Here is a 22599-nt window from a genome sequence, read left to right on the forward strand (position 1 = left end):
CTGTAGCCGCTGCCGCAGGCTGCGATCGACTTGGGCGGCACTCCGACGACGCGGGCGCAGGATCTAGAGATCGCTGAAGGCCTTCGGCCTTATCGCAGCCTGCGGCAGCGGCTACAGGCTACTTCTTGCCCAATGCGAAATTCGGCAGGCTGCCGATGGGCTGGTTGAACTGATAGGGAATCGACACCAGCCCCAGGCCGGTATTGCGCTGCACCACGAAGTGCAGGTGCGGGCCGCTGCTGTTGCCGGTGTTGCCCGACAGCGCCAGCGGGCTGCCCACCACGATCCGCTGGCCTTCACGCACCCTGACCGAGCCGCGCTTGAGGTGCAGGTACACCCCCATGGTGCCGTCGTTGTGCAGCACCCGCACGAAATTGCCGGAAGGGTCGGTGCCGCGCCCGCTCTGGCGGTTCTCGGTCTTCACCACCACCCCGCCACGCGCCGCGATGATCGGCGTGCCCTCGGGCATGGCGATGTCCATGGCATAACGGCTCTTGGGGCCGAAATGGCTGTACCGGCCGTTGGCACCCTGGGTCAGGCGGAAGGGGCCGCCACGCCAGGGCAGCGGGTAACGATAGGCCTGGGCGGCGCCTGCAGGGTCGCCCAGGGAATAACGGAACTGCGGGACATAGATCAGCGGCTTGCCCGCCTGCACGGCCGTGAGCTGCGCCAGGCGCTGTCGGCTGCGGGCCGGCAGTACCCGGCGAATCGGCTGCCTGGGTGCACTGCGGATGTTCTTCAAGCCGGTAAACCCCAGCTCGATCTCCACCGGCGCATACAGGTCGTTACGCACAAAGACGCTGTCCACCCCCCAGCTCTTCTCGACATCCAAACGCACCTGGCGCTCCAGGTGCTCGACCATGCGATCGCGAAACACGAACACCTGGGCGCCCGGCGACGGACGGTCACTGTAGGACACCACGCCATTGGCGTCGGTGGACTTGTAGATGGTCATGGCCATGGCCGAGGTAGCAGCCAGCAACAGACCACAGGAAACCAGCAGGTGCATGAACATGGGCAAGATTCTGAGGAAAGCCTGAAGTCAGGCTAGCAGCCCGACGTGGACTTTGTATGAATCAACCCTGCACCAGAGGTTCCATTGCCGACGGACTGAAGCTGATATCGACGCCCAGTTGCGCGGCGTCGGAGAGGTTGACCAGCGCATCCAGGGAAAACTTGTTGATCTTGCCGCTGAGCACGTCGTTGAGCCGCGGCTGGGTGATATTGAGCCGCCTGGCGGCCTCCTTCTGCGAAACACCCCAGGCCTTGATGGTCTTGCCCAGCTCCAGCATGAGCTTGGAGCGCAGGCGCATATTCGCGGCTTCCTGGGGCGAACCTTCGAGCGCGTCCCAGACACTGGCGAAACGCTCGGTATGCATGTGATCGGTCATGGCGTGCACTTATCTCCTGAAGTCTGGCCCGAGCCAGCTCGATGTCCCGCGCTTCGGTCTTGCGGGTGGTCTTGCGCATGGCGTGCAGCACATAAATGGCCGCGGGCCGGTTGGCCACGTAAAACACCCGAAACGCCCCTGAGTCCTCACTGATCCTGATCTCGAACACCCCCGGCCCCACGGTTTTCATCGACCGGCAGTCATAGGGTTGCTCGCCCTGCTGCAACAGATCCAGCTGAAAACCCGCGGCCCTTCGCGCATCCAGTGGAAAAGCCCGGAGGTCCCGGAGCGCGCTCCCGACAAACACCACATCCTTGTGCCTAGGCATCGAACCTCTCCCGTTACTGACCCCAGAGAGGTTAAACAACCCGACCGCCACAGCACGCGGCCGGGTTGTTTCAAAGCGTGGCCCGGCACAAGAAAAGCCAAAAGCACAGACCACAAACTATATCAGTACAGATATAAATCAACCTGAAAAACCGAGAATCAGACACACGGCATCAAACCACCGCCCCCTCCCCCAACGCCTTGTGCTGCGCGGCCTGCAACACATCACAGCCAGCATCCAGCAGCAGATACAAGGCCTGGGTGACACGCCCCAGATCACCTTCGTCAGCGTGCAGAAGCGTGGTACAGGAAAGTGTTTGCAGCAGGTTTCGCGCGGCACTCCGACGAAGGGGGCGCAAGGTTTTGAGATAGCTGAAGGCCTTCGGCCTTATCGCAGCCTGCGGCGGCTACAGGGTCGGGGCCAGCGGCCCGGAAAATGGGGCGTCAGAGCGGACGTCATCGCGGGCAAGCCTCGCTCCTACAGAAGCGTGGTTGCCCGCGAAATAGTGCTCAGGAATGGGGCTGAGAGGGGCTCAGGCGCCGGGGACGAAGTGTTTCTGCGCCGTGCCGCGGGCGATCAGGCGGGAGATGTAATCGAGCTTCTGCGCATCCTGGTCGACGAAGCGGAAAGTCAGCTGCAGCCACTCGCTGTCCGGCTTCGGCTCATAGGCCACCACCGCATGCAGATAGCCGTTCAGACGCGCCACCTCGGCATTATCACCCTGCTCCAGATCCAGCACAGCGCTGTCGAGCACCTGCGGCAGCGTATCGGTACGCTTCACCACCAGCAGCGCCTCCTTGATGCTCAGCGCCTTGATCACGCACTGCTGGGTACCGCTGGGCAGGCGCAACTGACCCTGGCCGCGACCACCGGCAGACGCCGCGGCGGCAGGAGCCGGTGCCTTCACCGGCGGGCTGTTGAGCAAACCACGGGACGGGGCAGCAGCGGGAGCAGGAGCAGACACCACGGCAGGCTTGGCAAACGGGTTGACCGCCGCAGCCGCCGGCGCGGCGCCGATGACTTCAGCCTTGCCACCGGTCAGGGCGCTCAGGGAGTCGTTGCCGAACGCCGAGTTCATCTTGGTCGGCGCGCTGTTCATCAGGGTGTCGAGCTTGCCGACCTTGTTCAGCGCCTGCTTGACCTTGGTCAGCAGCTGCTCGTTGGTGAACGGCTTGCTGACGTAGCCGGAGACGCCGGCCTGGATCGCCTGCACCACGTTCTCCTTGTCGCCACGACTGGTGACCATGATGAACGGCATGGCCTTCATCGCTTCCTGGCCGCGGCACCAGGTCAGCAGCTCCAGGCCGGACATTTCCGGCATTTCCCAGTCGCACAGGACCAGGTCGAAGGCTTCACGGGCCAGCAGGGCCTGGGCTTTACGGCCGTTGATGGCGTCCTCGATCTTGATGCCAGGGAAGTAGTTGCGCAGACACTTCTTCACCAGGTCACGAATGAACGAAGCGTCATCCACCACCAACACACTTACCTTACTCATCGACCACCCCTTTAAAAATCCCGGCTAGCATAACGCTTTACTGATGGCACTTTGCCAAAACTCTTCAGTCACGCCAGGACTTTTCGTTCGCGGGCGCTGCTTTTCAAGTTCAATCCCCATAAACGAAAACGCCCGGCCAAAAGGGCCGGGCGCTTCTATCGGGCAACCTTACTTATCGTCAGCTTCACCCGGAACATTAGCGCTTTCGGCGCTTGTGCCTTCAACTTCTTCCTTCATCCGCTTGAGCCCCAGATGGCGTACATCGGTGCCGCGCACCAGGTAAATCACCAGCTCCGAGATGTTGCGCGCGTGGTCGCCGATCCGCTCCAGGGAGCGCAGCACCCAGATGATGCTCAGAACGCGCGAGATCGAACGCGGATCTTCCATCATGTAGGTGGCCAGCTCGCGCAGCGCGGTCTTGTACTCACGGTCGATGATCTTGTCGTACTGGGCCACCGACAGCGCCAGGTCGGCGTCGAAGCGGGCAAAGGCGTCCAGCGCGTCGCGGACCATGTTGCGCACCTGATCGCCGATGTGCCGCACTTCCACGTAGCCGCGCGGGGCCTCGCCTTCTTCGCACAACTGGATGGCGCGACGGGCGATCTTGGTCGATTCGTCGCCGATGCGCTCCAGGTCGATCACCGACTTGGAGATGCTGATGATCAGGCGCAGGTCGGAAGCCGCCGGCTGGCGCCGGGCGAGAATGCGCAGGCATTCTTCGTCGATGTTGCGTTCCATCTGGTTGATCTGGTCGTCGATCTCGCGCACCTGCTGGGCGAGCCCCGAGTCGGCTTCGATCAGCGCGGTGACGGCGTCGTTGACTTGTTTCTCGACCAGCCCGCCCATCGCCAGGAGGTGGCTGCGCACCTCCTCGAGTTCGGCGTTGAACTGCTGGGAGATGTGATGCGTGAGGCCTTCTTTACTAATCATGGTTGGCGTCCTTGGAGCGTCCGGTAAGGTGCGGTGGACCGCAGCGTCAGTTCAGTGAGCAACAACAGCTTCCTAGCCGTAACGACCGGTGATGTAGTCTTCGGTCTGCTTCTTCGCCGGATTGGTGAACAGGGTGTCGGTGTCGCCGAATTCCACCAGTTTGCCCATGTACATGAACGCCGTGTAGTCGGAAACGCGCGCGGCCTGCTGCATGTTGTGGGTCACGATCACGATGGTGAACTTCGATTTCAGTTCGTAGATCAGTTCTTCGACCTTCAGGGTGGAAATCGGGTCGAGTGCCGAGCAGGGTTCGTCGAGCAGCAGCACTTCCGGTTCCACGGCGATGGTACGGGCGATCACCAGACGCTGCTGCTGACCACCGGACAGGCCGAGCGCCGAGTCGTGCAGGCGGTCCTTGACTTCATCCCACAGCGCCGCGCCCTTGAGGGCCCACTCGACGGCTTCGTCGAGAATGCGCTTCTTGTTGATGCCCTGGATGCGCAGGCCGTAGACCACATTCTCGTAGATGGTCTTCGGGAACGGGTTGGGCTTCTGGAACACCATGCCCACGCGGCGGCGCAGCTCGGCCACGTCTTCGCCCTTGCGGTAGATGTTGTTGCCGTAGAGGTTGATCTCGCCTTCCACGCGGCAGCCGTCCACCAGGTCGTTCATCCGGTTGAAGGTACGCAGCAGGGTCGACTTGCCGCAGCCGGACGGGCCGATGAAGGCGGTCACGCGCTGCTTCGGAATGTTCATGCTGACATCGAACAGCGCCTGCTTCTCACCGTAGAACAGGCTCAGGCCCGGGACTTCGATGGCCACGGTTTCCTGCTCCAGGCTCAGGCTCTGCTTGTCGCGGCCCAGGGCCGACATGTTGATGCCGTGGGTATGTGCTTCTTGCTGCATGGGTAACTCCCTACGCTAACAAATTCGTTTCAGTGAGCCGCTGGCCGCGTCGATCGGGCCAGCGGTAACGCCGTACAGGGGACGGCGGTAATCAGCTATCCAGTGCCTTGTATTTCTCGCGCAGGTGGTTACGAATCCACACTGCCGACAGGTTGAGCGTCGCGATCACCAGCACCAGCAGCAGCGCCGTGGCGTACACCAGCGGCCGCGCGGCCTCGACGTTCGGGCTCTGGAAGCCGACGTCGTAGATGTGGAAGCCCAGGTGCATGATCTTCTGGTCCAGGTGCAGGTACGGGTAGTTGCCGTCCACCGGCAGCGACGGCGCCAGTTTCACCACACCCACCAGCATCAGCGGCGCCACTTCACCGGCGGCGCGGGCCACCGCGAGGATCATGCCGGTCATCATCGCCGGGCTGGCCATCGGCAGCACGATCTTCCACAGGGTTTCCGCCTTGGTCGCGCCAAGGGCCAGGGAACCTTCACGCACGGTGCGGGGAATCCGCGCCAGGCCTTCCTCGGTGGCCACGATCACCACCGGCACCGCCAGCAGCGCCAGGGTCAGGGAGGCCCAGAGCAGGCCCGGAGTACCGAAGGTCGGCGCCGGCAAGGCTTCCGGGAAGAACAAGCGGTCGAGGGAACCGCCCAGCACATAGACGAAGAAGCCCAGGCCGAACACGCCGTAGACGATGGCCGGAACGCCTGCCAGGTTGTTCACCGCGATGCGGATCACCCGGGTCAGGGTGTTCTGCTTGGCGTATTCACGCAGGTACACCGCCGCCAGCACGCCGAACGGGGTCACGATCATCGCCATGATCAGGGTCATCATCACCGTACCGAAAATCGCCGGGAAGATGCCGCCTTCGGTGTTGGCTTCACGCGGGTCGTCGCTGAGGAATTCCCAGACCTTGCTGAAGTAGAAACCCATTTTGGTCAGGGTGCCCATGCCGTTCGGCTGGTAGGCGTGCACCACCTTGCCCAGGCTGATTTCCACTTCCTTGCCGTTGGCGTCGCGGGCGGTGAGGCTGTCGCGGTTGAACTGCGCGTGCAGGTCGCTCAGGCGGGCCTCGACGTCCTGGTAACGGGCGTTCAGCTCGGCGCGTTCGCTTTCCATGTCGGCCTGGGCGGCGGCATCGAGCTTGCCGTCCAGTTCCAGCTTGCGACCGTGCAGGCGGATACGCTCGAGGCCAGCGTTGATCGCGCCGATATCGACTTTCTCCAGGGTCTTGAGCTGGGCAGCCAGCTTGTTCACTCGCTCGATCCGCGCCTGCAGTTCCGGCCAGGCCGCTTCGCCTTCGGCGATGACCTTGCCATCCTGCTTGACGTTGACCAGGTAGCCGTAGAAGTTGCCCCACTCGCGCCGCTCGATGGCCATCAGCTCCGGCGGCGTGGTCTGGTTGGTCAGCCAGTCGCCGACAATCCAGGTGAAGTCGTTGCCGTTCAGGTCACGGTTGCCGACCTTGATCAGCTCGCGGGTCATGAACTCGGGGCCTTCGTCCGGCACCGGCAGGCCGGCGCTCTTCAGGCGTGCCCGCGGCACTTCTTCTTTCTGTACCACTTCGCCGATGACCAGGTGGTTGGCCTGGCCCGGTACGTCGTAGTGGGCATGCACCAGGTCCGCCGGCCAGAAGTGGCCCAGACCGCGCACGGCGATCACCGCCAGCAGGCCGATGGTCATGATGACCGCGATGGACACCGCGCCACCGCTGATCCAGACGCCCGGGGCGCCGCTCTTGAACCAGTCTTTTAGGGAGTTCTGTTTCACAGACTTCTACCTTTCTTAAAGCGACGAGTATTTCTTGCGCAGACGCTGACGGATCAGCTCGGCGAGGGTGTTCATGACGAAGGTGAACAGCAGCAGCACCAGCGCCGAGAGGAACAGCACGCGGTAGTGGCTGCCGCCGACTTCCGACTCCGGCATTTCCACCGCGACGTTGGCCGCCAGGGTGCGCAGGCCTTCGAACAGGTTCATTTCCATGACCGGGGTGTTGCCGGTGGCCATCAGCACGATCATGGTTTCGCCGACCGCGCGGCCCATGCCGATCATCAGCGCCGAGAAGATGCCCGGGCTGGCGGTGAGGATCACCACGCGGGTCATGGTCTGCCATGGGGTCGCGCCCAGAGCCAGGGAGCCCAGGGTCAGGCCGCGCGGCACGCTGAACACGGCGTCTTCGGCGATCGAGTAGATGTTCGGGATCACCGCGAAGCCCATGGCCAGGCCGACCACCAGGGCGTTGCGCTGGTCATAGGTGATGCCCAGGTCATGGGAGATCCACATGCGCATGTCGCCGCCGAAGAACCAGTTCTCCATGAACGGGCTCATGTACAGCGAGAACCAGCCCACCAGGATGATCACCGGGATCAGGATCGCGCTTTCCCAGCCGTCCGGCACCTTGAGGCGCACCGATTCAGGCAGGCGGCTGAAGATGAAACCGGCCACCAGGATGCCGATCGGCAGCAGCATCAGCAGGCTGAAGATGCCCGGCAGATGGCCTTCGACATAAGGCGCCAGGAACAGGCCGGCGAAGAAGCCGAGGATCACCGTCGGCATCGCTTCCATCAGCTCGATCACCGGCTTGACCTTGCGGCGCATGCCCGGAGCCATGAAGTAAGCGGTGTAGATCGCCGCGGCAACCGCCAGCGGCGCCGCCAGCAGCATCGCGTAGAACGCTGCCTTCAAAGTACCGAAGGTCAGGGGCGAGAGGCTCAGCTTGGGTTCGAAGTCGGTGTTGGCCGCGGTCGATTGCCAGACGTATTTAGGCTCGTCGTAGTTCTCGTACCAGACCTTGCTCCACAGCGCGCTCCAGGACACTTCCGGGTGCGGGTTATCGAGCACCAGCGGTTGCAGCTTGCCGCCGGCTTCGACGATCACCCGGTTGGCCCGTGGCGACAGGCCGAACAGGCCTTCGCCTTCGACCACCTGGTCCACCAGCAGGGTGCGGTGCGCGGTGCTGTGGAACACGCCGAGCTTGCCCGAGGCGTCCAGGGCGACGAAGCCTTTGCGGCGCTCTTCAGCGGTGATTTCAATGATCGGCGTGGTGCCCATCTGGAAGGTGCGGATCTGCTTCAGGCGCAGTTCGCCGTCCGTATCGCGGGCCATGAACCATTGGGCCAGGCCGCCCTTGGAGGTACCGATGATCAGCGAGATACCGCCCACCAGCTGGGTGCTGGCCGTCACTTCGGCATTGGCATCCTCCAGCAACTTGTAGCGACCGTTGAGGCTCTTGTCGCGCAGGCTGAACACGTCGGCCTGGGCACGCCCGTTGATCACGTACAGCCACTGCTGGCGCGGGTCGATGTACATGGCCTTGACCGGTTCGGTCATCTGCGGCAGCTCGATGCGGTTCTGCTCGCTGGTGACTTCGCCGGTCATCATGTTTTCTTCGCGGGTCAGCTGCAGCACATGCAGTTGCGCGCCGCTGGAACCGGCCACCACCAACGCCGAATCGGTGGCGTTGAGGTTGACGTGCTCCAGGGCGCCGCCCTGCTCGTTCAGCACGATCGGGGTTTCGCCGTAGGGGTATTCGATGGCCGGCGAGATGGTTTTCTTGCCGTCCGGGTAGCTGACCTTATAGGTGTGACGGAACACCAGCGCCTGGCCGTTGGACAGGCCAACCACCACCAGCGGGCTGCCCGGCTGATCCTTGCCGATGGCGGTCACGGTGGCGCCGGCCGGGATCGGCAAGTCGACGCGGCGCAGCTCGGCACCGTTATCGATGTCGAAGAACAGCGCCTGGCCCTTGTCGGAAACCCGCATGCCGACCTGGTTCTGCTCTTCCAGGGAGAACATCAGCGGCTTGCCGGCGTCCTGCATCCAGGCTGGGGTCAGCGGGTCCTTGGAGGTCAGGTCGGCGCCCTGGAACAGGGGCAGCACGACATAGGCGAGGAAGAAGAAGATCAAGGTGATCGCGGCCAGCACGGCCAGACCGCCGACGAGGACGTACCAACGGGTCAGGCGATCTTTGAGCGCGCGGATGCGGCGCTTGCGTTGCAGCTCAGGCGTATTGAAGTCAATGCGCTTGGGGGGGGAAGTCGGAGTCATGGTGGAGTTGGCCAGATCATTCATGCGCACACCCTAGCGATCCTGTATGACAGAAAGATGACAATGCAGTGACGCAACAAATCCGCCGCGGAGCAGAGCTGGCAGCGGATCGAAAATTGGGGGGTGTAGGAGCGAGCCCGCTCGCTCCTACAAGGTCCGGGACAGGCCCGGACCTAGGGTGTTACTTCTTTACGACTGCAGCGCCTTCCTGCAGGCCCAGGTCAGCCAGTGCCTTGGCGGCGACTTTGGCTGGCAGTGGGATGTAACCGTCTTTCACCACTACTTCCTGGCCCTGTTTCGACAGAACCAGCTTCACGAACTCGGCTTCCAGCGGGGCCAGAGGCTTGTTCGGGGCCTTGTTGATGTACACGTACAGGAAGCGGGACAGCGGGTACTTGCCGTTCAGGGCGTTTTCTTCGGTGTCTTCGATGAAGTCGCTGCTGCCTTTCTTGGCCAGGGCCACGGTCTTCACGCTAGCGGTCTTGTAGCCGATGCCCGAGTAGCCGATGCCGTTCAGCGAGGAGCTGATGGACTGGACCACCGAAGCCGAACCTGGCTGTTCGTTGACGTTAGGCTTGTAGTCGCCTTTGCACAGGGCTTCTTCCTTGAAGTAGCCGTAGGTGCCGGATACCGAGTTACGACCGAACAGCTGGACCGGCTTGTTGGCCAGGTCGCCGGTCACGCCCAGGTCGCCCCAGGTCTTGACGTCGGCTTTGGCGCCGCACAGGCGGGTCGAGGAGAAGATCGCGTCAACCTGCTCCATGGTCAGGTGCTGGATCGGGTTGTCCTTGTGCACGAACACGGCCAGGGCGTCCACGGCAACCGGGATGGCGGTTGGCTTGTAGCCGTACTTCTGCTCGAAGGCAGCCAGTTCGGTGTCCTTCATCTTGCGGCTCATCGGGCCCAGGTTGGAGGTGCCTTCGGTCAGCGCAGGTGGCGCGGTGGCGGAGCCAGCGGCCTGAATCTGGATGTTTACGTTCGGGTATTCTTTCTTGTAGTGCTCGGCCCACAGGGTCATGAGGTTGGCCAGGGTATCGGAACCGACGCTGGACAGGTTGCCCGACACACCAGTGGTCTTGGTGTAGCTCGGGATAGCAGGGTCAACAGCGGCAACCGCGTGGGCAGTCGCAACGCCAGCAGCGACAAAAGTCATTGCCGCCATCAAACGCTTCAGTTTCATGCCTTACTCCTAGCAGATAGGGTGTGTTAAGTCGGGCCAAGTATCTGTAGGCCGTGTGAACACTCTATGGCTGAAATATGACAATTAGATGAAAGGCCAGCATTCGCGATGGAAGGCTGGCCTTTATTTATAGAGCACTTTATAGCCGCTGCCGAAGGCGGCGATCGACTGCAAGGCAGGCGTGCTTTTGAGGCCCTGGAAGGCCTGCGGCCTTGTCGCAGCCTGCGGCAGCGGCTACAGGATGGGCCGGATCAGCGGCCCTTTTTCCACAGGTACAGGCCGACCAGGATCCCGATGCTGCAAATAATTGCAACATAATAGGCCGGGCCCATCGGGCTCTCCTTGAGCAGCGCGGTCACCACCATCGGCGTCAGGCCACCGAAGATCGCGTAGGCCAGGTTGTAGGAGAACGACAGGCCGCTGAAGCGCACCACCGCCGGGAAGGCCTTGACCATCACATAAGGCACCGCGCCGATGGTGCCCACCAGCAGGCCAGTCAGCGCGTACAGCGGGAACAGCCAGTCCGGGTGATCCAGCAGGCTGTGGTAGAAGGTCCAGGAAGTCGCCAGCAGCAGCGCGCTGCCGAACACGAACACCCGGCCGGCGCCAAAACGGTCGGCCAGCGCGCCGGACGCCACGCAACCCAGGCTCAGGAACACGATCGCCAGGCTGTTGGCCTGCAACGCGGTGGTCGGGGTGAAGTGATAGACCGTCTGCAATACGGTCGGGGTCATCAGGATCACCACGATGATCCCGGCGGACAGCAGCCAGGTCAGCAGCATCGAGAGAATGATCGCGCTGCGGTGGTCGCGCAGCACCGCGCGCAGCGGCACTTCCTCGGCCAACGCCTTGCGCAGTTGCAGCTCGGCGAACACCGGGGTTTCGTGCAACCAGCGACGCAGGTACACCGAGAACAGGCCGAACACGCCGCCCAGCAGGAAAGGAATCCGCCAGGCGTAATCGGCGACTTCGCCCGGGGTGTAGATGCTATTGATCGCGGTGGCCACCAGCGAGCCCAGGAGGATGCCGGCGGTCAGGCCCGAAGTCAGGGTGCCGCAGGCGTAGCCGATATGCCGCTGCGGCACATGCTCGGAAACGAACACCCAGGCGCCCGGCACTTCACCGCCGATGGCCGCGCCCTGGATCACCCGCATCAGCAGCAACAGGATCGGCGCCCACATGCCGATCTGCGCGTAGGTCGGCAGCAGGCCCATGATCAGGGTCGGCACAGCCATCATGAAAATGCTCAGGGTGAACATCTTCTTGCGCCCGAGCAGGTCGCCGAAGTGCGCCATGACGATCCCGCCCAGGGGCCGGGCCAGGTAGCCGGCGGCGAAGATCCCGAAGGTCTGCATCAGGCGCAGCCACTCGGGCATGTCCGCCGGGAAGAACAGCCTGCCGACCACCGTGGCGAAGAACACGAAAATGATGAAGTCGTAGAACTCCAGCGCGCCGCCCAGGGCGGACAGCGACAGGGTCTTGTAGTCGTTGCGGGTCAACGGACGAGCAGGTTGCGCGGGCTGCGCGATGCTCGAAGGCACAGTGGTCATGGCAAGGGCTTCTCTTATAGTCGGTTCTGGAAGCCGCAACAGCGCTGGTTGTGGCCTGGCAGGTTCGGCACGATAGCAAATTGTTCGAAAAAGCACATAGATGTGCACAATTGCCGGTCAAAATCAGAACCGGATGGTCGTCGTGGAGCCTGTCGACCGATATACTCGCAGGCATTGGAGCAAAGCCGCCCCGGCAAGGGTTGCTGTGCGAAAACGCCGCTGGGCGCCCCAGGCGCCGACTGGGCCAGCCGGTTTCGCAGAGTTTCCCTTTAGTACGCCTTACGAAGAACGTGACGAACGTAGTATGTTCGGGCTGAATCGTTTTTCCTCAAGACGGCTATTCACCTGAAGTACCAATGAAGAGTCACGGGTCAGAGGCACCCCCGGCATGATAGAGCTCGAACAAGAAGATCCGATCCCGCAAGGCGACCTGGCCCTGCAAATCACCGCGCTTCCCCGCGAAACCAACGGCTTTGGCGATATTTTCGGCGGCTGGCTGGTGGCGCAGATGGACCTGGCGGGCACCGCCATGGCCAGTCGCGTGGCCGGCGGGCGTGTCGCCACCGTCGCTATCGACCGCATGGCATTCCTGGTGCCGGTAGCGGTCGGCGCGCAGCTTTCCTTTTATACCCAGACCCTGGAAATCGGTCGCAGCTCGATCCAGATGATGGTCGAGGTGTGGAGCGACGATCCGCTGTCCAGCGAATGGCGCAAGGTCACCGAGGCAGTGTTCGTGTTCGTTGCCATCGACGGCAGCGGCCGCACTCGCTCGGTTCCACCCAGAGCCCGTTAATTGCGGCGAAGGTTAAACCCGGCGGCCGTTACGTGGTCCATAGCAGCCCTGCTTTTGAACGAGAACAGCACCATGCCTACCCCTCACGTTGAAACGGTGAAACTGGATGAACTGAACTGCTGGCGCATCCGCCACGGTCAGGCCGAACTGCTGGTGGCCCAGCAAGGCGCGCACATCCTCAGCTATCAATTGGCCGGGCAACCGCCGCTGATCTGGCTCAACGACGAGGCGGTGTTCAAGACCGGCAAAAGCATTCGCGCCGGCGTTCCGGTGTGCTGGCCGTGGTTCGGCAATTTCGCGCGCAACCCGCAAAGCGTCCAGGCCATGCGCCAGAGCAGCGAGCCGGCCGGAGCCCATGGCCTGGTCCGCGCCACCGACTGGGAACTGCTGGGCATCGAGGCCGAAGGCGAAAGCCTGCTGGTGGAACTGCAACTGCCGATCCCCGAGGGTGGGCTGCCAGGCTGGCCGCATCAGGTCGAGCTGAAGCTGAGCATCCGTCTCGACGACCAACTGCATATCAACCTCACCAGCCACAACCTGGGCGACGACAGCGTCACCATTAGCCAGGCGCTGCACAGCTACTTCGCGGTCAGCGATGTGCGCAAGGTGCATGTCGAAGGGCTGGACGGCCTGAATTACATCGAGACCCTGGATGACTGGAAGACCCGGCAGCAGTCCGGCGACCTGCATTTCACCGGCGAGACCGACCGTATCTACCTCGATCCTCCACCACAGCTGAATATCGTCGACCCGGCCTGGGAGCGCCGCATCCAGCTGACCAGCAACGGCTCACGCTCGGCGGTGATCTGGAACCCCTGGATTGCCCGCGCCGAGCAGTTCAGCGACATGGCCAACGATGGCTGGCAACGCATGCTGTGCATCGAAACCGCCAACGTGATGGATGATGTGGTGACCCTGGCGCCGGGCGCCAGTCATACCCTGGGTGTGAGCGTTACCAGCGTAGCGCTGTAACGCCGGGCTCTGCCTTCCGTAGGAGCAGCCGGTCGACGCTCGATTGCTCGCGAAAGAATCTCGCAGCGCCTGATGTATCGCCGCTGCGCGGCTATCGCGAGCAAGCTTCGCTCCTACAGAAATAAGCATCCCGCCTTACAGATCCGATTCCTGCACCACCCGCACTTTCTGCGCATCCAGCGCATAGGCCGCGTCGGCCAGGTCGTTGCTGACCGTCTCGACCTTCAGGTGGCCGGTCACCCACAGCGGCGTGTAGATATCGTCCAGCTTCACGCCCTTGGGGAAACGCACCAGCACCAGCTGATTGGGCGGCGGTGGCGGCACATGGATGCAGGCGCCCGGGTAAGGCACGAGGAAAAACAGGGTGCTGCGCCCCTTGGCATCGGACTCCAGCGGCACCGGATAACCCCCGATGCGGATGTCCTTGCCGTTCATGGCCGGCACGGTCTTGGTCGAATACATCACCGCCGGCAACCCCTTGCTCTGCTTCAGGCCGCCCTTTTCGGTAAAGGTGCCATTGGCTTCGGGGGAGTTGTGATCGATTTCCGGCATTTGCTCGAGGGCTTTCTGGTCCGACTTGGGCATCAGTTCGAGCCAGTCGGTTTCCGGCAGTTCACCGGCATGGGCCAGGCCTGAGCCCAGCAGAACAAGAGTCAACAGAAGACGGCGCATGGAGGAGCTCGGCAAGAAAGGGACAAGACAACGCCGGGCATTCTAGCCCTCTCTACCTGCGCAGCAGAGAGGGCTTTGTCGCTAAATCAGTTCTTTTTGACCAGGCCGTAGATCACCAGCAGCACGACCGCGCCAACCAGCGCGCCGATGAAACCCGCACCCTGGCCCGCCTGGTAGATGCCCAGGGCCTGGCCGCCGTAGGTGGCTGCCAGCGAACCGCCGATACCGAGCAGGATGGTCATGATCCAGCCCATGCTGTCATCGCCCGGTTTCAGGAAGCGGGCCAGCAGGCCAACGATCAAGCCGATAAAGATGGTTCCAATAATTCCCATGGCATTTCCCTCTGTATGAGTTAGGTATGCCAAAGCCTAGTTAGCGCATTGGCATCCTGCCATCAGAGAACGGCGGCCCCGATTGGTTCCACCGCAGCCCCAGGAAGTTATTCGGCGATCAGCGCTTCGACCTTGAGGATCTGCGCCTCGAGGGTCGCCTTGTCCTTGCAGCGCAGGTTGGCGTGACCGACCTTGCGCCCGACCTTGAAGGCCTTGCCGTAGTGATGCAGGTGGCAATCGTCGATGGCGATGACTTTCTCCACCGCCGGCACTTCGCCGATGAAGTTGATCATCGCGCTCTCGCCGACCTTGGCGGTCGAACCCAGTGGCAGGCCGGCGACGGCCCGCAGGTGGTTTTCGAACTGGCTGCACTCGGCGCCTTCGGTGGTCCAGTGCCCGGAGTTGTGCACCCGTGGCGCGATCTCGTTGGCCTTGAGGCCACCGTCGACTTCAAAGAACTCGAACGCCATCACGCCGACGTAGTCCAGCTGCTTGAGCACCCGGCTGGAATAGTCTTCGGCCAGGGCCTGCAGCGGGTGATCGCTGCTGGCCACGGACAGCTTGAGGATGCCGCTGTGGTGGGTGTTGTGCACCAGCGGGTAGAAGCGGGTTTCGCCATCGCGGGCGCGCACGGCGATCAGCGAGACTTCGCCGGTGAACGGCACGAAGCCCTCCAGCAGGCAGGCCACGCTGCCCAGCTCGGCGAAAGTGCCAACCACATCTTCAGGACTGCGCAGGACCTTCTGGCCCTTGCCGTCGTAACCCAGGGTGCGGGTTTTCAGCACGGCCGGCAGGCCGATGCTGGCCACGGCGGCCTCCAGGTCGGCTTGCGACTGGATGTCGGCGAACGCCGGGGTCGGAATCCCCAGGTCCTTGAACATGCTCTTCTCGAACCAGCGATCGCGGGCGATGCGCAGGGCTTCGGCGCTCGGGTAGACCGGGACGAACTGCGACAGGAAGGCCACGGTTTCCGCCGGTACGCTTTCGAACTCGAAGGTCACCAGGTCCACTTCGTCAGCCAGCTGGCGCAGGTGATCCTGATCGCCGTAATCGGCTCGCAGGTGTTCGCCCAGGGCAGCGGCACAGGCATCTGGCGCCGGGTCGAGGAAAGCGAAGTTCATCCCCAGCGGAGTGCCCGCCAGAGCCAACATGCGACCCAGCTGGCCGCCACCGATTACACCGATCTTCATCGTCAAAAACCTCAGGCGACGCGTGGGTCTGGATTGTCCAGGACGCTGTCTGTCTGCTCAGCGCGGAATTTTTTCAGTACGGTATGAAATTGCGGATGCTTGGCGCCGAGGATGCTCGCCGACAGCAGCGCGGCGTTGATCGCGCCGGCCTTGCCGATGGCCAGGGTGGCGACCGGAATGCCCGCGGGCATCTGCACGATGGAGAGCAGCGAGTCCACGCCCGAGAGCATCGACGACTGCACCGGAACGCCCAGCACCGGCAGGTGGGTCTTGGCCGCACACATGCCTGGCAGGTGGGCCGCGCCACCGGCACCGGCGATGATCACCTCGATGCCACGCGATTCGGCCTCTTCGGCGTACTGGAACAGCAGGTCCGGGGTGCGGTGGGCAGAGACCACTTTCACCTCGTAAGGGATGCCGAGCTTTTCCAGCATATCGGCGGTGTGGCTAAGGGTGGACCAATCGGACTTGGAGCCCATGATCACGCCAACCAGTGCACTCATCGTCGTGCCTCTTCTCTCTGGGCGCCCGCGGGCGCGTCAAAAAACAACAAGCCACGCAGAGTGCGTGGCTTGATTGTACGAATTATGGCCGGGCAAACCGGCCGAAGGCCGCGCAGTATACCGAAAAAGGTGAGTTAAACGCACTTTTGCCGACCATCTGTCATACACCATGTTTCAGGCGCAAAGCGGCGGTTTTATTGACTTTGGGGTCAGCCGCCAAGCGTGGTTTCGCCCGGGTTGACGCCATCGCGGGCAAGCCTCGCTCCTACGGAGTCTTCTGTAGGAGCGAGGCTTGCCCGCGAAGAGCCTCACGCGCCTGTCGTACCCTGCGCCGCGCCGCCTTCCAGCTTGCGCCACAACAATCGGACATTGGCCTTGCGCACCAGCGCGCAGCGGTACAGGCGGATCTCCAGCGGCACATGCCATTGCGCGCCGCCGCAGACCACCAGTTCGCCGCGGGCCAGTTCGGCACGCACGCTCAGGTGCGGTACCCAGGCAATCCCCAGGCCTTCCAGGGCCATGCTCTTGAGGCTGTCGGCCATGGCGGTTTCATACACTGTGGTGAACCGCAGGTTGCGCTGGCGCAGCAACTGGTTCACCGAACGCCCGAGAAACGCCCCGGCGCTGTACGCCAGCAGCGGCACGCTGGCCTCGCCTTCCAGGTCAAACAGCGGCTTGCCGGCGGCATCCGCTGCGCACACCGGCAGCATCTCGGTGTGCCCCAGGTGCAGCGAAGGGAAGATTTCCGGGTCCATCTGCATCGCCGAATCCGGGTCATAGAAGGCCAGCATCAGGTCGCAACCGCCTTCGCGCAGGGCATGCACCGCATCGCCAACGTTAGTCGCCACCAGCCGCGTGGCGATGTTCAGACCTTCGTTACGCAGTTGGGCGATCCAGCGCGGGAAGAAGCCCAGGGCCAGGGAGTGCGCCGCGGCGACCTGCATCACTTCGCCCTGCCCGCCTTCAAGGTGATGCAAGTGCCGCAGCACTTCGCCCAGTTGCTCGACCACCGTGCGCGCGGTCACCAGGAACAGCTGCCCCGCCGCCGTCAGTTCGATCGGCGTGCGCGAGCGGTTGACCAGGGTCAGCCCCAGCGCCGCTTCCAGGCTGCGGATCCGCCGGCTGAAGGCCGGCTGGGTCACGAAGCGCCGTTCGGCGGCCTGCGAAAAGCTGCGGGTGGCGGCCAGGGCACTGAAGTCCTCGAGCCATTTGCTTTCCAGATTCATCACGTCCTCCCGGGGAACGCACCATTTTAGGTCACACGCTTGCCACGCAAGCGGCGTCACACGGGCATTATGCCGTTTATGCATAGGCCAGTGTTTAACAGCATTGGCCCAAATTTTCCCGCAAGCCTAGGATTCGCAGCGTTCCGGCACAGACCGGGTCCATATCGAGATGATTTCTATCATGTCCTCCGCTGCATCTTTCCGCACAGAAAAAGACCTGCTTGGCGTACTCGAAGTACCTGCTCAAGCGTATTACGGCATCCAGACCCTGCGAGCGGTGAACAACTTCCGCCTCTCCGGCGTTCCGATTTCGCACTACCCAAAACTGGTCGTGGCCCTGGCAATGGTCAAGCAGGCAGCTGCTGACGCCAACCGCGAGCTGGGTCACCTGAGCGAAGCCAAGCACGCTGCCATCAGCGAAGCCTGTGCCCGTCTGATCCGCGGCGATTTCCACGAAGAGTTCGTGGTGGACATGATTCAAGGCGGCGCTGGCACTTCGACCAACATGAATGCCAACGAAGTCATCGCCAACATCGCACTGGAGGCCATGGGCCACAGCAAGGGCGAATACCAGTACCTGCACCCGAACAACGACGTGAACATGGCGCAGTCGACCAACGACGCCTACCCGACCGCGATCCGCCTGGGTCTGCTGCTGGGCCACGACGCGCTGCTGGCCAGCCTCGACAGCCTGATCCAGTCGTTCGCCGCCAAGGGTGAAGAATTCAGCCACGTCCTGAAGATGGGCCGTACCCAGCTGCAAGACGCCGTGCCAATGACCCTGGGTCAAGAGTTCCGCGCCTTCGCCACCACCCTGAGCGAAGACCTGGCCCGCCTGAAGACCCTGGCGCCTGAAGTGCTGACCGAAGTGAACCTGGGCGGTACCGCCATCGGTACCGGCATCAATGCCGACCCGCGTTACCAGGCCCTGGCCGTTCAGCGCCTGGCCACCATCAGCGGCCAGCCGCTGGTACCGGCCGCCGACCTGATCGAAGCCACCTCCGACATGGGCGCCTTCGTGCTGTTCTCCGGCATGCTCAAGCGCACCGCGGTCAAGCTGTCGAAGATCTGCAACGACCTGCGCCTGCTGTCCAGCGGCCCACGCACCGGCATCAACGAAATCAACCTGCCGGCGCGTCAGCCAGGCAGCTCGATCATGCCCGGCAAGGTCAACCCGGTGATCCCGGAAGCGGTCAACCAGGTGGCGTTCCAGATCATCGGCAACGACCTGGCCCTGACCATCGCGGCCGAAGGCGGCCAGCTGCAACTGAACGTGATGGAACCGCTGATCGCCTTCAAGATCTTCGACTCGATCCGCCTGCTGCAACGCGCCATGGACATGCTGCGCGAGCACTGCATCACCGGCATCACCGCCAACGAGCAGCGCTGCCGCGAACTGGTCGAGCACTCGATCGGCCTGGTCACCGCGCTGAACCCGTACATCGGCTATGAAAACGCCACCCGTATCGCCCGCATCGCCCTGGAAAGCGGCCGCGGCGTACTGGAACTGGTGCGCGAAGAAGGCTTGCTCGACGACGCCATGCTCGCCGACATCCTGCGCCCGGAAAACATGATTGCCCCGCGTCTGGTCCCGCTCAAAGCCTGACCAACGCCCGCCCTGGCCACAGGGCACCGCTCACCAGGTCGAGGGACTAGACACCTCTCACCTTTTGAGGGCTTGGAGATTCTTCTCCAAGCCCTTTTTTTTGCCTGCCGTTCTCCCGACCTCCCGCCGACGCTCTTCGTCCTTGAGATCGCCACGCCCGTGCTTTAAACAAGCGCACTCCCCCGGCGCGGAGGATAATCGGCGTCCCGCCCAATCAGACACCGAGGCACTGCCGTCGATGGACCCGACGCAAATCCAGGCCATACAGCAACTGCGCAGCTTGGTCCCCGTGGGCCTGCGCCATGCCCAGGCCTTGCTCGAGCGCTGCGCAGGCAACCCCCAGCAAGCCGCCGAACACTACAAGAACGAGCTGCTGCAAGTGCTGGCGAGCAAGTCCGGGCTGTCCCTGGAGCAAGCCCGGGAACCTCTGCACAACGCCGGCTATGACCTGGGCCGCGCCTTGAACGCTATCGAAGAAGCGCGCTTCACCCTGACCCAGCGCATCCTGCGCAAACATCACCGAGACAAGGGTCGAGCCCTGGACCTGATCGCCCAGGCCATAGAAGTCGCCGAGCCACTACAACGACAGTACTGGCTGGCCTTCGAGCAGCTGGAGCAACTGGCACCGGCGCCGCGCTGCTTCATGGTGCTCCACGAGTGGCTGGCCTTTGAGAACTGGGAAGGCTTTGACAGTGCCCTGCACTTTCACCTGCCCCAGGCCATCGCCCAATTCAGGCACCTGCAACTGGATGCCCTGGCGGACACCCTGGAACAGGCCGACCAGCGACAGAAACACCTGAGGGCGAGCCATGCCGGGCGCGACAGCCCTACCGCGCTGGCCGCGCGGGTCAATCAGGACCCGCTCTTCAACAGCCACCAGGACGCCTACGACCGCTACCGACCGCAGCTCGACGAGCGCCTGTTCGAGTGGGTGGAACAGCATGTACGGCAGTTTCCAGCCTGAGCGACGAGCGGCCGAGCTTTGCCCAAACCGGTAGACGCCACCCTCAACCGAACATGGGCATCGGATTCAGCCCCATGGAACTGCAGTTCAGCATCACTCCCGCCCACACCGAAATCAGGCTCGCCGAAAAGCTGCGGCAGGAAATGCTCAAGCACGACCAGCAGCAGGCGCGGATCATGGGCAGCGTCGCCCACTGGCAGAGCCGCCTGCTCGGCCCCCTGATGCTCGTCCTGTGCCTGGTCGCCGCCGTCCTGGCGATCTATCTCCCCGAGCGGCGCTTCACGCCAGAGAAGGTCGCCGCCCTGGTGCTGTTCGCGCTGACCTTCATCCCGCTAAAGAGCCGGCGCCTGGTGCTGGGTCTCTAGCCCGCTACGTAATGGCTACGTAACCGTTACGTAATCGCTACGTAATCGATGCCAGGCAAAGGCTGTGTGAATGGTATGTAACCGCTGCCGAGCTCCGCTCGGTAGGCAGCAACGGGTGGTACTACCGGACCAGCGTCAACATCGGCTACTACTTCCGAGGCCTGTCGGACCGCACTGGATTCATCGCGGGCAAGCCTCGCTCCTACAGAAACAACCCATTCCCCGTAGGAGCGAAGCTTGCTCGCGATAGCCGCAAAGCGGCGCTTCAGCAGCCTCACCACATCATCGTTGACCGCCATCAACCATGCCTGCGCAAAACGCGCCGAGGCGCTCGCGCAAGAACCGATTCAGCCCCTTTCCCCGCCTGCCATTCCTCGGCTCGACGCGCAACATGCAGACGGCAGGCGCGCGCACCGGTATAGTGCGCCCCCTCTTCACGTGGGCGGCCGTCGGTAACGAGGCTCAACCTCACGGGGAACCCGAACTAATAACAACCCGCGAATTGGAACCGGGACGAACACTCGCCCCACCTGTCGTGCTGCCCGCGCGACGGTGTGTAACTCGATGTTTCGGACCACCCAGCTTCTGCCTTTACAAAAAACAGCGAGGAATACTCCATGCTCGAAGTCATCAACGACTTCCTCTCAGGGAAAGTACTGATCGTGCTCATTGTCGGGCTCGGTAGCTACTTCACGATCCGCTCGCGTTTCGTTCAATTGCGCCACTTCTTCCACATGTTCGCGGTGTTCCGCGACAGCCTCAAAGGCAGCGCCGGACAACTCAGCTCGTTCCAGGCCCTGATGCTCAGCCTTGCCGGCCGCGTCGGCGCGGGCAACATCGCCGGTGTCGGCATCGCCGTGACCCTCGGTGGTCCGGGTGCGGTGTTCTGGATGTGGGTGACCGCACTGGTCGGCATGTCCAGCAGCTTCTTCGAATGCACCCTGGCCCAGGTCTACAAGCGTGCCGATGGCGACGGCCTGTACCGTGGCGGCCCGGCTTACTACATCCAGCACGGCCTCAAGCTCAAAGGCATGGCGGTGGTGTTCTCGATCCTGCTGCTGGTCACCTACGGCTTCGCCTTCATTGGCCTGCAGTCCTACACCGTGACCCACTCGCTGCAGAACGCCTTTGCTTTCGACCCGCAACACACCGGTATCGTCCTGGCAGTGCTGCTGGCCATCACCTTCATCGGCGGCATCAAGCGCATCGCCTCGGTGTCCGACCTGCTGGTACCGATCAAGACCCTGGCCTATATCGGCGTGACCCTGTACGTGATCGGCACCCAGATCGAACACGTGCCAGCCATGCTGGAAACCATCTTCAAGAGCGCCTTCGGTCTCGACCCGGCCTTCGGCGGCCTGCTCGGCAGCGCCATCGTCATGGGCGTGAAGCGTGGCGTGTTCGCCAACGAAGCGGGCCTGGGCAGTGCGCCGAACGTCGCCGCCGTGGCCGCCGTGAAGCACCCCGGCGCCCAAGGTGTGGTCCAGGCCTTCAGCGTGTTCCTCGACACCTTCGTGATCTGCACCTGCACCGCGCTGCTGATCCTGCTGTCGGGCTTCTACACCCCGGGCTTCGAAGGTGACGGCATCGTCCTGACCCAGAACTCGCTGGCCGCCGTGGTCGGTGACTGGGGCCGCATGTTCGTCAGCGTCGCGCTGTCGCTGTTCGTCTTCACTTGCATCCTCTACAACTACTACCTGGGCGAGAACAGCCTGCAGTTCCTCACCCGCAACCGCGCTGCGCTGATGACTTTCCGCGGCCTGGTGCTGGCGCTGGTGGTCTGGGGTTCGATGCAGGACCTTTCGACCGTGTTCGCCTTCGCCGACATCACCATGACCTGCCTGGCCTTCGTCAACCTGATAGCCCTGGCCATGCTGTTCAAGGTCGGCATGCGCGTAATGCGCGACTACGACGAGCAGCGCCGCGCCGGCGTCAACCAGCCTGTGTTCGACTCCAGCAAATTTACCGATCTGGACCTGGACCTGAAGGCCTGGCCGACCAGCCCGTCGGTTGCTGTCAAGGCTGACGCTCAGCCGCAAGGCATTCCCGCAGCGCAACGCTGATCGGGTACAAACCGGGCGCATGTCTTGCGCCCGACGTGACACTCCCTGCGGTCGGCGTCATGCTCGACCGCACGCTGTCATCGTTCCGGAGACT

20 protein-coding genes and 1 pseudogene are annotated in these 22599 nt (G+C 63.0%); 6 read left to right on the forward strand and 15 right to left on the reverse strand.

Annotation, left to right across the window (positions count from 1 at the left end):
- Window positions 1-118 precede the first annotated feature (118 nt).
- The 10 genes and pseudogenes from J4D52_RS02385 to J4D52_RS02430 all read right to left on the reverse strand — a co-directional run bounded on the left by J4D52_RS02385 (window position 119) and on the right by J4D52_RS02430 (window position 11819).
- Window positions 119-1015 carry a M23 family metallopeptidase gene (locus J4D52_RS02385; RefSeq protein ID WP_102676121.1) on the reverse strand — a complete coding sequence of 299 codons (897 nt, stop codon included), beginning with the start codon at window positions 1013-1015 and terminating at the stop codon, window positions 119-121.
- Window positions 1016-1076: 61 nt separating this feature from the next.
- Window positions 1077-1391, reverse strand: a complete 315-nt coding sequence (locus tag J4D52_RS02390) for a helix-turn-helix domain-containing protein (RefSeq protein ID WP_025806982.1) — start codon at window positions 1389-1391, stop codon at window positions 1077-1079.
- A 7-nt stretch (window positions 1392-1398) separates the two neighbouring features.
- Window positions 1399-1719: pseudogene (locus J4D52_RS02395) on the reverse strand (type II toxin-antitoxin system RelE/ParE family toxin); the annotation flags it as partial.
- 532 nt (window positions 1720-2251) lie between these two features.
- Complete coding sequence (locus J4D52_RS02400; protein ID WP_053263131.1) at window positions 2252-3214, reverse strand: response regulator; 963 nt, start codon at window positions 3212-3214, stop codon at window positions 2252-2254.
- Between the two features lie 168 nt (window positions 3215-3382).
- Entirely contained in the window at window positions 3383-4144 is a 762-nt protein-coding gene (gene phoU / locus J4D52_RS02405; RefSeq protein WP_007928528.1) for a phosphate signaling complex protein PhoU, read from the reverse strand.
- A gap of 72 nt (window positions 4145-4216) precedes the next feature.
- Window positions 4217-5050 (reverse strand): phosphate ABC transporter ATP-binding protein PstB, encoded by an 834-nt coding sequence (gene pstB, locus J4D52_RS02410; protein ID WP_009051604.1) that lies wholly within the window; start codon window positions 5048-5050, stop codon window positions 4217-4219.
- Window positions 5051-5141: 91 nt separating this feature from the next.
- Window positions 5142-6812 carry a phosphate ABC transporter permease PstA gene (gene pstA, locus J4D52_RS02415; RefSeq protein WP_009051605.1) on the reverse strand — a complete coding sequence of 557 codons (1671 nt, stop codon included), beginning with the start codon at window positions 6810-6812 and terminating at the stop codon, window positions 5142-5144.
- A 15-nt stretch (window positions 6813-6827) separates the two neighbouring features.
- Entirely contained in the window at window positions 6828-8861 is a 2034-nt protein-coding gene (locus J4D52_RS02420) for an ABC transporter permease subunit (RefSeq protein ID WP_164486759.1), read from the reverse strand.
- A 409-nt stretch (window positions 8862-9270) separates the two neighbouring features.
- Window positions 9271-10269 (reverse strand): phosphate ABC transporter substrate-binding protein PstS family protein, encoded by a 999-nt coding sequence (locus J4D52_RS02425; RefSeq protein ID WP_007928520.1) that lies wholly within the window; start codon window positions 10267-10269, stop codon window positions 9271-9273.
- Between the two features lie 251 nt (window positions 10270-10520).
- Window positions 10521-11819 (reverse strand): MFS transporter, encoded by a 1299-nt coding sequence (locus J4D52_RS02430; RefSeq protein WP_102676118.1) that lies wholly within the window; start codon window positions 11817-11819, stop codon window positions 10521-10523.
- A gap of 388 nt (window positions 11820-12207) precedes the next feature.
- Between J4D52_RS02430 and J4D52_RS02435 the strand changes: the two genes are divergently transcribed.
- Entirely contained in the window at window positions 12208-12612 is a 405-nt protein-coding gene (locus J4D52_RS02435) for an acyl-CoA thioesterase (RefSeq protein WP_003229628.1), read from the forward strand.
- Window positions 12613-12684: 72 nt separating this feature from the next.
- Complete coding sequence (locus tag J4D52_RS02440) at window positions 12685-13584, forward strand: D-hexose-6-phosphate mutarotase (RefSeq protein WP_102676117.1); 900 nt, start codon at window positions 12685-12687, stop codon at window positions 13582-13584.
- Window positions 13585-13719: 135 nt separating this feature from the next.
- Here the strand turns inward: J4D52_RS02440 and J4D52_RS02445 are convergent, their stop codons facing one another.
- The 5 genes from J4D52_RS02445 to J4D52_RS02465 all read right to left on the reverse strand — a co-directional run bounded on the left by J4D52_RS02445 (window position 13720) and on the right by J4D52_RS02465 (window position 17507).
- Window positions 13720-14256, reverse strand: a complete 537-nt coding sequence (locus tag J4D52_RS02445; RefSeq protein WP_025806977.1) for a DUF3299 domain-containing protein — start codon at window positions 14254-14256, stop codon at window positions 13720-13722.
- 86 nt (window positions 14257-14342) lie between these two features.
- The gene (locus J4D52_RS02450; RefSeq protein ID WP_007928514.1) at window positions 14343-14588 is read right to left on the reverse strand and encodes a GlsB/YeaQ/YmgE family stress response membrane protein; all 246 of its coding nucleotides are present in this window, start codon (window positions 14586-14588) and stop codon (window positions 14343-14345) included.
- A 107-nt stretch (window positions 14589-14695) separates the two neighbouring features.
- Window positions 14696-15778 (reverse strand): 5-(carboxyamino)imidazole ribonucleotide synthase, encoded by a 1083-nt coding sequence (locus J4D52_RS02455; protein ID WP_025806976.1) that lies wholly within the window; start codon window positions 15776-15778, stop codon window positions 14696-14698.
- An 11-nt stretch (window positions 15779-15789) separates the two neighbouring features.
- Window positions 15790-16281 (reverse strand): 5-(carboxyamino)imidazole ribonucleotide mutase, encoded by a 492-nt coding sequence (gene purE / locus J4D52_RS02460; protein ID WP_009051611.1) that lies wholly within the window; start codon window positions 16279-16281, stop codon window positions 15790-15792.
- A 308-nt stretch (window positions 16282-16589) separates the two neighbouring features.
- Complete coding sequence (locus tag J4D52_RS02465) at window positions 16590-17507, reverse strand: LysR substrate-binding domain-containing protein (RefSeq protein ID WP_053276707.1); 918 nt, start codon at window positions 17505-17507, stop codon at window positions 16590-16592.
- Window positions 17508-17688: 181 nt separating this feature from the next.
- Between J4D52_RS02465 and aspA the strand changes: the two genes are divergently transcribed.
- The 4 genes from aspA to J4D52_RS02485 all read left to right on the forward strand — a co-directional run bounded on the left by aspA (window position 17689) and on the right by J4D52_RS02485 (window position 22505).
- Window positions 17689-19113 (forward strand): aspartate ammonia-lyase, encoded by a 1425-nt coding sequence (aspA, locus tag J4D52_RS02470; protein WP_007928510.1) that lies wholly within the window; start codon window positions 17689-17691, stop codon window positions 19111-19113.
- A 238-nt stretch (window positions 19114-19351) separates the two neighbouring features.
- The gene (locus J4D52_RS02475; RefSeq protein WP_102676116.1) at window positions 19352-20077 is read left to right on the forward strand and encodes a hypothetical protein; all 726 of its coding nucleotides are present in this window, start codon (window positions 19352-19354) and stop codon (window positions 20075-20077) included.
- A 74-nt stretch (window positions 20078-20151) separates the two neighbouring features.
- Window positions 20152-20442 (forward strand): hypothetical protein, encoded by a 291-nt coding sequence (locus tag J4D52_RS02480; protein ID WP_102676115.1) that lies wholly within the window; start codon window positions 20152-20154, stop codon window positions 20440-20442.
- A gap of 617 nt (window positions 20443-21059) precedes the next feature.
- Window positions 21060-22505 carry a sodium:alanine symporter family protein gene (locus J4D52_RS02485; RefSeq protein ID WP_053276710.1) on the forward strand — a complete coding sequence of 482 codons (1446 nt, stop codon included), beginning with the start codon at window positions 21060-21062 and terminating at the stop codon, window positions 22503-22505.
- Window positions 22506-22599 lie beyond the last annotated feature (94 nt).

Origin of the sequence: Pseudomonas sp. GW460-12-10-14-TSB1 (genome assembly GCF_017349775.1) — a bacterium.
GTDB lineage: Bacteria > Pseudomonadota > Gammaproteobacteria > Pseudomonadales > Pseudomonadaceae > Aquipseudomonas > Aquipseudomonas piscium.